Below are 13,703 nucleotides of genomic sequence, written 5' to 3' on the forward strand. Positions count from 1 at the left end.
TGTTATAATTAAAGAGTTGAAAATTTATAAAATTAGGATAATCACGGAGGTTTTTATTCATGACAGCAACATGGGAAAAGAAAGAAGGTAACCAAGGTTTATTAACTGTTACGGTTCCTAAAGAAGAAGTAGATAAAGGATTAGACAAAGCATTCAAAAAAGTTGTTAAACAAATTAATGTACCTGGTTTCCGTAAAGGTAAAATGCCAAGACCATTATTTGAACAAAGATTTGGTGTTGAATCATTATACCAAGATGCTTTAGATTTCATTTTACCTGAAGCATATGGTAATGCAGTAGAAGAGGCAGAAATCAACCCAGTTGATCGTCCAGAAATCGACGTTACACAAATGGAAAAAGGTAAAGAACTTATCTTTGAAGCAACTGTAACTGTTGAACCAGAAGTTGAATTAGGAGACTATAAAGGTCTTTCAATCGAGAAACAAGATCGTGAAGTAACTGACGAAGAATTCAATCAAGCAATTGAAGATGCAGTAAGCCGTCAAGCTGAATTAACAGTTAAAGAAGGCGAAATCGCTGAAGGAGACGTTGTTAACATTAACTTTGATGGTTATGTTGATGGTGAAGCTTTCGAAGGTGGTCAAGCAGAAGGTTATGATCTTGAAATTGGTTCTGGATCATTCATCCCTGGATTTGAAGAACAATTAATCGGTCTTAAAGCTAACGATAGCAAAGATGTTGTTGTCACATTCCCAGAAGAATACCACGCTGAAGAATTAGCTGGTAAAGAAGCTACTTTCAAATGTGAAGTTAACGAAGTAAAATCTAAAGAAATTCCAGAATTAGATGACGAGTTAGCACAAGAACTTGATGAATCAGTTAGCACAGTTGATGAATATAAAGAAAAATTACGTAAAGATTTAGAAGAAGCTAAAGTTAATCAAGCAGAAGCAACTGAAAAAGAAGAAGCTATTACAAAAGCTACTGACAATGCAAAAGTTGATATTCCTGAAGCTATGGTTAATACAGAATTAGATCGTATGATGCAAGAATTTGAACAACGTATTTCTCAACAAGGTTTAAACCTTGAGTTATACTATCAATTCTCAGGTCAATCAGAAGAAGAACTTAAAGCACAAATGAAAGAAGATGCTGAAAAACGTGTTAAAACTAATTTAACTTTAAGAGCTATTGCTGATGCAGAGAATATCGAAGTATCTGATGCAGATGTTGAAGCTGAATTCGCTAAAATGAGCGAACAATTTGGATTATCTGTTGAAGATATTAAAGCAACATTAGGTAATAACGATATTTTAGTTAATGACCTTAAAATCCAAAAAGTTATCGATTTATTAGTAGCTGAATCAGCTGGAGAATAATAATTATTCGGTATTAAAGTAATTATAGTAGCAGAATATTTCTGCTACTATTCTTTTTTAGTCCGTTTAATTTGAAAAAGTAAAAAACATTTAGTATAGTCTAAAAAGAATAGGGGTGTAAAAATGTTTAAATTTAATGATGGTGAAGAAAACTTAAAATGTTCTTTTTGTGGTAAAGAACAGGATCAAGTTAAAAAACTTGTTGCTGGTAGTGGCGTATATATTTGTAATGAATGTATAGAATTATGTTCTGAAATTGTAGAGGAAGAATTAAAGTCACAAGAACCAGAACAGTTTACTGATGTTCCTACACCTAAAGAAATTATGGAACAATTAAATGATTATGTTATCGGTCAAGAAAATGCAAAAAAATCATTAGCTGTAGCTGTTTATAATCATTATAAACGTGTACAACAACCTTCTGAAAGTGAAGATGGTGTTGAATTACAGAAAAGTAATATTGCATTAATCGGACCTACTGGTAGTGGTAAAACATTGCTTGCACAAACATTAGCTAAATCATTAAATGTACCATTTGCAATTGCAGATGCAACAAGTTTAACTGAAGCAGGTTACGTTGGTGAAGACGTTGAAAATATATTATTAAGATTAATCCAAGCAGCAGATTTCGATGTTGAAAGTGCTGAAAAAGGTATCATTTACGTGGATGAAATTGATAAGATTGCACGTAAATCAGAGAATACGTCAATTACACGTGACGTATCTGGTGAAGGTGTACAACAAGCGTTACTTAAGATCTTAGAAGGTACAACAGCAAGTGTGCCGCCACAAGGTGGAAGAAAGCATCCAAACCAAGAGTTTATTCAAATAGATACAACAAATATTCTATTTATCCTTGGTGGTGCCTTTGATGGTATTGATGAAGTTATTAAACGTAGACTTGGTGAAAAAGTTATCGGCTTTAGTAGCTCAGGTGATGAAATTAGTGACGAAGAATCATTACTATCACAAATTAGACCAGAGGATTTACAGTCTTATGGTTTAATTCCTGAATTTATTGGTAGAATTCCAATTGTAGCTAACCTAGAAACATTAGATGTTGATGCATTGAAAAATATTTTAACGCAACCTAAGAATGCGTTAGTTAAACAATATACTAAGATGCTTGAATTAGATGATGTTGAATTACAATTTGATGAACAAGCACTTACGGCTATTAGTGAATTAGCAATAGAACGTAAAACAGGTGCACGTGGACTTCGTTCAATTATTGAAGAAGCTTTAATTGATATTATGTTTGATATTCCATCTAGCTCTGATGTAAGTAAAGTAGTTATTACTGAAGATACAATTAGAGATCATAAATTACCTAACTTATATGATAGTGAAGGTAATTTAATCAATGATGAAAAAACATCAGCATAATCACATATGATTATAAAGGCTGAGACATGTTATTAACTGTCTCAGCCTTCTTTAATGTTTAAAAATGATTTGATAGACCTATCGTTACTGTGTTTAAAATATAAGTAAGATAAGATATAATAAAAGAAACAAACTTGTAGGAGAAAACGATGAAAATTAATCCGAATAATGTAGATATTATAATCAGTGCAGTAGATCCAAAACAATATCCTGAGACTGGTTTGCCAGAAATAGCACTTAGCGGACGTTCAAATGTTGGGAAATCAACATTTATCAATACGTTAATTTCAAGAAAAAAAGTTGCAAGAACGTCATCGAAACCAGGTAAGACACAAACATTAAACTTCTTTAATATCGATGAGCAACTTATCTTTGTAGATGTGCCAGGTTATGGATATGCTAAAGTTAGTAAAAAACAAAGAGAACAGTTTGGTAAGATGATTGAACAGTATTTAACAACTAGAGAAGCATTAAGATGTGTAATTCAATTAGTTGATATTAGACATAAGCCAACTCAAGATGATGTGTTGATGTATAACTATTTGAAACATTTTGAAATACCAACCATCGTCATTGCGACTAAAGAGGATAAAATTCCTAAAGGTAAAGTTCAAAAGCATTTAAAAATCATTAGACAAACCTTAGAAATTGATCCTGAAGTTAAATTGATTAGTTACTCATCTTTAAACAAAGATAAGACAGACAATATTTGGGCATTATTGTCACAATTTATTTAAACAAATTACTCACATTTCTAGATTAGAAATGTTATAATTTAGACATTGGACATAAATTAATGGGGGCGTTAGAAGTGCATGTTGTTGTAGTAAGCGTAAACTATAAGACTGCAGATGTTGCAATGCGTGAAAAACTAGCTTTTAATGATCAAGAAATTGAGAATGCGCTTGTAACACTAAACAATCAAAAATCTATATTAGAATGTGTAATCTTATCGACTTGTAATAGAACTGAAGTATATGCTGTTGTAGATCAAATTCACACTGGTAAATATTATATTCAGTCATTTTTAGCAGATTGGTTTGATCAATCTTTAGATACAATTAAACAATATACAAATGTTTTAACTGAGAATGATGCAGTGGAACATTTATTCAGAGTAACTTCTGGATTAGACTCTATGGTTCTAGGAGAGACTCAAATTCTAGGTCAAATGAAAGACGCATTTCAAATTGCTCAAACAGAGGTTACAACTGGAACGATGTTTAACCGTCTGTTTAAACAAGCAATTACTTTAGCTAAACGTGCGCATCATGAGACTGATATTGCGTCAAATGCTGTTTCAGTTTCTTATGCAGCTGTTGAATTATCTAAAAAAGTTTTAGGTAAATTAGATAATAAGAAAGCATTAATCATTGGTGCTGGTGAAATGGCTGAGTTAGCTGTTGCGAATTTAAATGGCAGTGGCGTTAATGACATCACTGTTTTAAACCGTACAGTAGCTAAAGCAGAATCTCTTGCAATGCAATATAAAGGTGTAGCGAAAAGCATCAATGAATTACAATGTTCATTAATGGAAGCTGATATTGTGATCAGTTCTACTAGTGCGGAACATTATGTATTAACTAAAGATATGATGCGTGATGTAGAGCGTTTTAGAAGAAATAAACCGTTAGTATTAATTGATATTGCGGTACCTAGAGATATAGACCCAGGTGTGAATGATTTAGATTCAATGTTTAATTATGACGTGGATGATTTAAATGGACTTGTTGATGCTAATTTAGCTGAACGTGAACAAGCAGCACGTGAAATTGAATTATTAATTGCTAAAGAAATTGATAAACACGATGAATGGGTGAATATGTTAGGTGTTGTGCCAATTATTACGGCATTAAGAGACAAAGCATCACATATACAACAAGATACAATGATGAGTGTTGAAAGAAAACTTCCTGATATGACTGACAGAGAGCGTAAAGTTATTTCTAAACACATGAAGAGTATCGTCAATCAACTATTAAAAGATCCGATTACACAAGCAAAAGAATTATCAACGGACAAAAAATCAAAAGAAAAATTAGAATTATTCCAAGAAATCTTCAATATCTCAAGTGAAGTTGAGCGAATAAATGAAACTAAGAAAGAATTAAAACAAGATCAATTGTCTCCTAAAACAGTTGAATCTTAATACAAAATAATGGTGATGCTATGCAAGATGTAATTTCTGTACGTTTGCATGAAATAGTATTAATTATTTACATGATTTGTTTAGGGTGCTATTTTTATGACTTTATTCAAAAGAATTCTAAAGTTAGAAAGTTTGGGTATTATGCGCTAGGGATTGTTTGGATTTTTCAAACAATCTTTTTGTGCATGTATATTGTTACAACTAAACAATTCCCTGTACTGACAATTTTCGAAGGATTTTATTTTTATACATGGATGATTATCACTGTTTCATTAGTTTTAAATTATTTTAAATCCACAGATTTAACAGTCTTTATTATCAATTTGATTGGATTTGTATTTTTAGTTATTCATACATTTAGACCAGAACAGTATGATACAGAAAATACTGCTGCAAATATAATGAATGAATTACTTTTAATACATATTTCTTTAGCTATTATAAGCTATGTTCTTTTTGCATTGAGTACATCACATGCAATTTTGTATTTGTTACAAAGAAAAAATTTAAAAGAGAAAAAATTTAATCAAAAGTTCTTTAGAATGGGCAGTATTGAACAATTAGAACAAAATGTATTTAGATTTACATTAGTAGGATTTTTAGTCTTATTAATTAGTTTAATACTTGGCATTCAATGGGGACTTATAATAATTGGTAGTGAAATATGGATTGATAGTAAAGTAGTCGGTTCCTTAATTGTCTTACTACTTTATGGTATTTATTTATTTTTAAGAGTAAGAAAATCAATCAACACAAAAACGTTAGTTATAGCAAATATTATGATGTTTCTCGTGTGTATGATAAATTATTTGGTGGTCTCAAAATTTTCAGGATTTCATCAATGGTTTAACTAAACAATGGTGGAGGAAATTATGCGTAAAATTATTGTAGGTTCTAGAAAAAGTAAATTAGCTATGACGCAGAGTCAGCAATTTATAGATAAACTAAAAGAAAAACACCCAGAATTAGATATTGAAATTAAAGAAATCGTTACGAAAGGTGACAAAATTGTTGATGTTCAACTATCTAAAGTTGGTGGTAAAGGATTATTCGTTAAGGAAATACAACAAGCATTATTCAATCATGAAATTGACTTTGCTATTCATTCCTTAAAAGATGTTCCAAGTGAATTGCCTGATGAATTAACATTAGGATGTATTCCAGAACGTGAAAATCCATTTGATGCATATATCGCAAATAACCATGTCAAACTTGCGGATTTGAAACCAGGTAGTATTGTTGGTACAAGTTCATTAAGACGTGGTGCACAATTATTAGCAAAATATCCTCATTTAGAAATTAAGTGGATTCGTGGAAATATTGATACACGCTTAAATAAATTAGAAACTGAAGACTTCGATGCGATTATACTTGCTGCAGCTGGATTAAAACGTATGGGCTGGAGTGATGATATCGTTACTGAATATTTACAAGAAGATACGATGGTACCTGCTATAGGGCAAGGTGCACTAGGTATCGAATGTAGAAGTGATGATCAAGAATTATTAGATATTCTTAAATCAGTTCATGATGAGAATGTAGAAACATGTGTAACGTGTGAAAGAACATTCTTAAATGAAATGGATGGTAGTTGTAAAGTGCCAATAGCTGGTTACGCAACACTTGAAAATGATGAAATTTCATTTACAGGTTTAATCATGTCTCCTGACGGTAAAGAAAGATATGAATCAACAATCAAAGGAACTGACCCTGTTGAAATAGGTAAACAAGTTTCTGAAGAACTAAAAGCACAAGGTGCATATGAAATCATTAAGAAATTGAACGAAGAAGCATAATAAGGAGTCGTTAACATGAAGCCAATCATTGTGGTTACAAGTACAAGAACTGTTCAACGTGAAGATGTCGAAATTCGTCATTATCCGTTTATTGATATTGTTCCTATCAAATTTGAACAATCTTGTTTAAAACCACACTATGATTGGCTTATTTTTACGTCTGTAAATGCGATCAAAATATTTGAACCATATTTAAACCAAATAGAAGTCGATCGTATAGCAGTTATCGGTACAAAAACAAAAAAAGTAGCAGATCAGTACAACATCCCAGTAGATTTAATGCCAGATTCATTTACTCAAGAAGGTTTATTACATGAATTTAAAGATCAGTTCACAAATCAATCTATATTAATCCCGTGTAGTAAACAAGCTAGAGATAAACTGGCGAAAGAACTTATGAAATGGGATAATCAAGTACAAGTACTGCATCTTTATGAGCCTGTTACAAATATAGAAAATGTTAGAAAAGTACATGAACTCATACAACAGCAAGAAGTAACGAATGTTACTTTTTCAAGTTCATCAGCTGTTTCTAGTTATTTTGATAACTATCATCGAATTCCGGACTCAGTTGAAGTTTATGCAATTGGTGCGATAACAGAGCGAAAGTTAAATACATATCATCAACCTTCTAAAGTAGCAGAAGAATATACATTAGAAGGCATGATAAATACAATTTTGAAAGAGGTAAAATCATGAAATTTGATAGACATAGAAGACTTAGATCATCTCAAGTAATGAGAAATATGGTGAAAGAAACGTATGTTCATAAATCAGATTTAATCTATCCGATTTTTGTAATTGAAGAAGATAATATTAAAAATGAAATATCTTCAATGCCAGGTATTTATCAATTAAGTTTAAACTTATTAGAACAAGAGCTTAAAGAAGCTTATGATTTAGGCATTAGAGGTGTTATGTTCTTTGGTATACCAAATGAGAAAGATGCTTGTGGAACAGGTGCTTTTATTGATGATGGTATTATACAAAAAGCAACACGATTATCTAAAAGTAAATTCCCAGATATGCTAGTTGTAGCGGATACGTGTTTATGTGAATATACAGACCACGGACATTGCGGTGTAATAAACGAAGAAACAAAAGATGTAGACAACGATCAATCATTAGAATTACTTGTAAAAACAGCTGTATCACAAGCTAAAGCTGGTGCAGATATTATTGCACCAAGTAATATGATGGACGGATTTGTTGCTGAAATTAGAGAAGGTTTAGATCAAGCAGGATTTATAAATATTCCTATTATGAGTTATGGTATTAAATACGCATCTAGTTTCTATGGCCCATTTAGAGAAGCAGCAGAAGGGGCACCTTCATTTGGTGATCGTAAGACTTATCAAATGGATCCAAGTAATCGATTAGAAGCATTCAGAGAATTAGAGAGTGATATTAAAGAAGGTTGCGACATGATGATTGTTAAACCAGCACTTAGCTATTTAGATATCATTAGAGATGTTCGTAATCGATCAGACTTACCAATTGTTGCATACAATGTAAGTGGAGAATACAGTATGACAAAAGCAGCTGCATTAAATGGCTGGATTGATGAAGAAAAAATCGTGATGGAACAAATGACGTCAATGAAACGTGCTGGTGCTGACATGATTATTACTTATTTTGCTAAAGATATTTGTAAATATTTAGATGGAGGAGACTACTAATATGAGATATGAACGTTCAATAAATGCCTACGATGAAGCCGTAAATTTAATGCCAGGTGGCGTAAATAGTCCAGTACGTGCTTTTAAATCAGTAGATACACCACCGATTTTTATGGACCACGGACAAGGATCTAAAATTTATGATGTAGATGGTAATGAATATATTGATTATGTATTAAGTTGGGGACCGTTAATTCTAGGTCATACACATGAAAAAGTAAAAGCTGCATTACATGAAGCAGTTGACAAAGGAACTTCATTCGGTGCATCAACTGAACTTGAAAATAAAATGGCTAAACTTGTTATTGAACGTGTGCCATCTATTGAAATGGTAAGAATGGTTTCTTCAGGTACAGAAGCGACATTAGCCGCTTTACGTCTTGCTAGAGGATACACTGGCAGAAATAAAATATTGAAATTTGAAGGATGCTATCACGGTCATAGTGATTCATTATTGATTAAAGCAGGTTCTGGTGTTGCAACTTTAGGTTTACCAGATTCTCCTGGTGTACCAGAAGGCACAGCTAAAAACACTGTAACTGTACCATATAACGATATTGAAGCAGTGAAAGTTGCGTTTGAACACTTTGGTGAAGATATTGCAGGTGTTATAGTTGAACCAGTTGCTGGTAACATGGGTGTCGTGCCACCAGTTGAAGGCTTCTTAGAAGGTTTACGCGATATTACGAAAGAATATGGCTCATTACTTATTTTCGATGAAGTCATGACTGGATTTAGAGTTGGCTATAACTGTGCGCAAGGTTACTTCGGAGTAACACCTGATTTAACATGTTTAGGTAAAGTTATAGGTGGCGGACTACCAGTTGGCGCATTTGGTGGTAAGAGAGAAATTATGGAAGAAATAGCACCAGTCGGTAATGTATATCAAGCTGGTACACTTTCAGGTAACCCGTTAGCAATGACAAGTGGTTACGCAACACTAAGTGAATTAACTGAAGAAAGCTATCAATACTTTAATGAACTTGGAGATTTACTTGAAAAAGGTCTAAAAGAAGTGTTTGCGAAACATGCTGTTCCGATTACGGTTAATCGTGCAGGTTCAATGATCGGTTATTTCTTAAATGAAGGACCTGTAACTAACTTTGATGAAGCGAATTCTTCAGATTTAGAACTATTTAGCAAAATGTATAGAGAAATGGCTCAAGAGGGCGTATTCTTACCACCTTCACAATTCGAAGGAACATTCTTATCTACAGCACATACTAAAGAAGATATTGAAAAAACAATTCAAGCTTTTGACACTGCTTTAGAAAGAATTACAAACGAATAAAACATGCCTCAAACTATAGAATGATAAATGATATAATTTTTTTGAGGTGTTAAATCATGAATAGAAATAAATGGAACATTGTACTCGTTAGTTTGTTAGCAATTATACTCGGTTTTGTTTTACAAAGTATTCACATGATATTACCATGGTTATTTGGACCAATATTTGCGAGTTTAATTGTAATTAAAGTGTTGAAAAGAACGATTAAATGGCCAATATGGTTAGGTAATATCGGGTTACTGATATTAGGTGTTCAAATGGGCTCTACATTTACGCCTAACGTCCTTCATGATATTAAAGATGAATGGATACAAATTATTTTAATGTCAGTTTGTATCTTAATACTTGCGTTAATTGTATCAATAGCGTTTAGAAAAATTGCAAATGTGACTTTCGAAACGGCATTGTTAAGTGCAATTCCTGGTGCTTTAAGTCAGATGGTTATTATGGCTGAAGAAAATAAAAAAGCAGATTTGTTAATTGTTACACTGACTCAAACATCTCGAATCATGTTTGTCGTAATATTAGTTCCAATTATTTCATCTATTTATAGTAATGATAGCACGGCATCAGGACAAATTGAAAAGGCGCCATCTATATTTACAGCGCTAGATATCTCAGGACTATTTGTGCTATTAATCGGTATCATAGCTTTATACTTTATATTCTATAAATTGAAAGTGCCTGTACCGCAATTACTTGCACCGATATTTGTATTATTAGTATGGAATTTATATACTGGGCAAATCTTCTCGTTAGATTATCCGATCATTGTCTTTGCACAAGTATTATTTGGTATAAGAATTGGTGTTCAAATATCTGATTTGATTAATAGTTTAACGAAAAAGACAATATTTGCTATCGCATTTCAAAATGTATCACTCATTATTGGCGCATTTGTACTTGTCTTTGTATTTGAGTTATTTATTGACGACAATATAAACGATTTATTCTTAAGTGCAGCACCTGGCGGCATGGCTCAAATTATCGTTGTAGCATTAGAAACAGGTGGAGATGTTGCGATGATATCAAGTTATCACATATTTAGGATATTCTTTATTCTGTTGATCGTTGCGCCACTAATTAAAATATTCTTAACAGCTCGAGCTAGAAAATATGGAAATTAAATTGAATCAATATTGACTTATATGGATTCTGCTTATATTATTAAAGTAATCGAATATTTATCAAGGAAGAGTAAATCATTGATTAATGATAGAGAGTGCATGGTTGGTGTAAATGCATATTAATGATGATTGAAGGTAGCCTTAAATTGAACGTTAATTGAAACTAAGTAGGTTAATGCGTGTGCGAGCGATAATCGTTAGAGTGCAATATAAGTGATTATATTGAATTTAGGTGGTACCACGGTTTAACCCGTCCTATTTATTAGGACGGGTTTTTTATATTATAAAGGGAGTGATTTTAATGGAAATGGAACCTAAGTATAACCCTAAAAAGGTTGAAGAAGGCCGTTATCAATTTTGGTTAGATCATAATTATTTTAAGCCAAGTGAAAATAAAGAAAAGGAAACATACACAATTGTTATTCCGCCACCAAACGTAACAGGGAAGTTGCATTTAGGACATGCATGGGATACAACTTTACAAGATATTTTAACAAGAATGAAAAGAATGCAAGGTTATGACACATTGTATTTACCAGGTATGGACCATGCAGGTATTGCGACTCAAGCTAAAGTTGAAGGTAAATTAAGAGAACAAGGTTTATCGAGACACGATTTAGGAAGAGAAAAATTCCTTGAACATGCTTGGTCATGGAAAGAAGAATATGCTGACTTTATTAGAGCTCAATGGGCTAAATTAGGTTTAGGATTAGATTATAGCCGTGAACGTTTTACATTAGATGAAGGCTTATCTCAAGCAGTTAAAAAAGTGTTTGTTGATATGTATAACAAAGGTCTTATCTATCGTGGTGAAAGAATTATTAACTGGGATCCACAAACTAAAACAGCTATTTCTGATATTGAAGTTATTCACGAAGATATTACAGGTCATTTCTATCATATTAAATATCCTTTTAAAGACGGTGAAGGCGCAATTGAAATTGCAACGACACGTCCTGAAACGATGTTAGGTGATACAGCAATCGTTGTTAACCCAAATGATGATCGTTACAAACATTTAATTGGTAAATCAGTTATCTTACCGATTATTGGCCGTGAATTACCGATTATTGGTGATGACTATGTTGATATTGAATTCGGTAGCGGTGCAATGAAAGTTACACCAGCTCATGACCCTAATGACTTCGAAATTGGTGAAAGACATCAACTAGAAAAAATTAATGTTATGAATGAAGACGGTACAATGAATGAGCTTGCTGGTAAATATAATGGTTTAGATCGTTTTGAATGCCGTAAACAATTAATCGAAGACTTAAAAGAAACTGGCGAATTAATTAAAATAGAAGAACATGTTCATTCTGTTGGTCACTCAGAAAGAAGTGGCGCAGTAGTAGAACCTTATTTATCTACACAATGGTTTGTTAAAATGGAGCCATTAGCTAAACAAGCATTAGACAATCAAGATACAGATGGTCGTATTAACTTTGTACCAGAACGTTTTGAAGGCACATTCAATAGATGGATGGAAAACATTCGTGACTGGACAATTTCAAGACAATTATGGTGGGGTCATCAAATCCCAGCATGGTACCATAATGAAACAGGCGAAACATACGTTGGTGAAGAACCACCAGCAGATATCGAGAACTGGACTCAAGATGAAGATGTTCTTGATACATGGTTTAGTTCTGCGTTATGGCCATTCTCAACATTAGGTTGGCCAGATGAAAACAATGAAGATTTCAAACGTTACTATCCAACTAATACGTTAGTAACAGGTTATGATATTATTTTCTTCTGGGTATCTAGAATGATTTTCCAAGGTTTAGAATTTACAGGTAAAAAGCCGTTCAATGACGTTTTACTACATGGTTTAGTAAGAGCTGAAGATGGCCGTAAAATGAGTAAATCACTTGGTAATGGTGTTGACCCAATGGATGTAATTGATGAATATGGTGCAGATAGTTTAAGATACTTCTTAGCTACTGGTTCATCTCCAGGTCATGACTTACGTTATTCTACTGAAAAAGTTGAAGCGGTATGGAACTTTATCAATAAAATTTGGAATGCGTCTCGTTTCAGCATTATGAATATCGGCGAAGATTTCAAATTTGAAGATATAGATTTATCTGGTGAAAAATCAGTTGCAGATGAATGGATTCTTACACGATTAAATGAAACAATTGCGAACGTTACGGATTTAAGTGATAAATATGAATTCGGTGAAGTTGGTCGTGTATTATATAACTTCATTTGGGATGAATTCTGTGATTGGTATATCGAAATGAGTAAAATACCAATGAATGGTGATGACGAAGCTAAAAAACAAATGACACGTTCAGTATTAGCTTATACGTTAGATCAAACAATGCGTATGCTTCATCCATTAATGCCATTCGTAACAGAACATATTTGGCAAGCATTACCACATGAAGGTGAAACAATTATTCAAGCTTCATGGCCTGAAGTAAGACCAGAATTATCAAATGAAAATAGTAAAGTATCTATGCAACTATTAGTTGAAATCATTAAATCTGTAAGACAAGCACGTCGAGAAGTGAATACGCCAATGTCTAAAGAAGTACCAATTCACATTGAAGCTAAAGATGAAACAGTGAAAAAACAACTTTTAGACAATAAAGATTATTTAATGCGTTTCTGTAATCCAAGTGAGTTAGTGATTGATACGAAAGTTGATATACCAGAAAAAGCAATGACTGAAGTTGTATTTGGTGCGACAGTTGTATTACCTTTAGAAGGTTTAATTGACATGGATAAAGAAATAGAAAGACTTGAACAAGAACTTCAAAAATGGCAAAAAGAATTAGATCGTGTTAATAAAAAATTAAGTAATGAAAAATTCGTTGCAAATGCACCTGAAAAGATTATTAACGAAGAAAAAGATAAAAAAGTTAATTATCAAGAAAAATATGATGGTGTATTAGCAAGAATTGAACAACTGAAAGGCTAGGAA

11 protein-coding genes and 1 other annotated feature are annotated in these 13,703 nt (G+C 32.6%); all 11 genes read left to right on the forward strand.

The window, feature by feature from the left end; all coding sequences use genetic code 11:
- Positions 1 to 59 precede the first annotated feature (59 nt).
- Complete coding sequence (gene tig / locus MUA60_RS06585; protein WP_058592064.1) at positions 60 to 1,340, forward strand: trigger factor; 1,281 nt, start codon at positions 60 to 62, stop codon at positions 1,338 to 1,340.
- A gap of 123 nt (positions 1,341 to 1,463) precedes the next feature.
- The gene (clpX, locus tag MUA60_RS06590; RefSeq protein WP_164960772.1) at positions 1,464 to 2,726 is read left to right on the forward strand and encodes an ATP-dependent Clp protease ATP-binding subunit ClpX; all 1,263 of its coding nucleotides are present in this window, start codon (positions 1,464 to 1,466) and stop codon (positions 2,724 to 2,726) included.
- Positions 2,727 to 2,875: 149 nt separating this feature from the next.
- The gene (yihA, locus tag MUA60_RS06595; RefSeq protein ID WP_262650325.1) at positions 2,876 to 3,463 is read left to right on the forward strand and encodes a ribosome biogenesis GTP-binding protein YihA/YsxC; all 588 of its coding nucleotides are present in this window, start codon (positions 2,876 to 2,878) and stop codon (positions 3,461 to 3,463) included.
- 74 nt (positions 3,464 to 3,537) lie between these two features.
- Complete coding sequence (gene hemA / locus MUA60_RS06600) at positions 3,538 to 4,875, forward strand: glutamyl-tRNA reductase (protein WP_262650326.1); 1,338 nt, start codon at positions 3,538 to 3,540, stop codon at positions 4,873 to 4,875.
- A gap of 44 nt (positions 4,876 to 4,919) precedes the next feature.
- Positions 4,920 to 5,729: a cytochrome C assembly family protein gene (locus tag MUA60_RS06605; RefSeq protein WP_262650327.1), complete on the forward strand. Its 810-nt coding sequence runs from the start codon at positions 4,920 to 4,922 to the stop codon at positions 5,727 to 5,729.
- An 18-nt stretch (positions 5,730 to 5,747) separates the two neighbouring features.
- Complete coding sequence (gene hemC / locus MUA60_RS06610; protein ID WP_204255407.1) at positions 5,748 to 6,671, forward strand: hydroxymethylbilane synthase; 924 nt, start codon at positions 5,748 to 5,750, stop codon at positions 6,669 to 6,671.
- Between the two features lie 15 nt (positions 6,672 to 6,686).
- Positions 6,687 to 7,370, forward strand: a complete 684-nt coding sequence (locus MUA60_RS06615) for a uroporphyrinogen-III synthase (RefSeq protein ID WP_262650332.1) — start codon at positions 6,687 to 6,689, stop codon at positions 7,368 to 7,370.
- Complete coding sequence (gene hemB, locus MUA60_RS06620) at positions 7,367 to 8,350, forward strand: porphobilinogen synthase (protein WP_025904284.1); 984 nt, start codon at positions 7,367 to 7,369, stop codon at positions 8,348 to 8,350. The genes MUA60_RS06615 and hemB overlap by 4 nt, the downstream gene beginning before the upstream one ends.
- A gap of 1 nt (position 8,351) precedes the next feature.
- The gene (gene hemL, locus MUA60_RS06625; RefSeq protein ID WP_096791837.1) at positions 8,352 to 9,641 is read left to right on the forward strand and encodes a glutamate-1-semialdehyde 2,1-aminomutase; all 1,290 of its coding nucleotides are present in this window, start codon (positions 8,352 to 8,354) and stop codon (positions 9,639 to 9,641) included.
- Between the two features lie 56 nt (positions 9,642 to 9,697).
- Positions 9,698 to 10,768: an AbrB family transcriptional regulator gene (locus tag MUA60_RS06630; protein WP_262650333.1), complete on the forward strand. Its 1,071-nt coding sequence runs from the start codon at positions 9,698 to 9,700 to the stop codon at positions 10,766 to 10,768.
- A gap of 48 nt (positions 10,769 to 10,816) precedes the next feature.
- Positions 10,817 to 11,029, forward strand: a binding site (T-box leader).
- Positions 11,030 to 11,069: 40 nt separating this feature from the next.
- The gene (locus tag MUA60_RS06635) at positions 11,070 to 13,700 is read left to right on the forward strand and encodes a valine--tRNA ligase (RefSeq protein ID WP_239739217.1); all 2,631 of its coding nucleotides are present in this window, start codon (positions 11,070 to 11,072) and stop codon (positions 13,698 to 13,700) included.
- The last annotated feature ends 3 nt before the right edge of the window (positions 13,701 to 13,703 follow it).

Source organism: Mammaliicoccus sciuri, assembly GCF_025561425.1.
Taxonomy (GTDB): Bacteria; Bacillota; Bacilli; order Staphylococcales; family Staphylococcaceae; genus Mammaliicoccus; species Mammaliicoccus sciuri_A.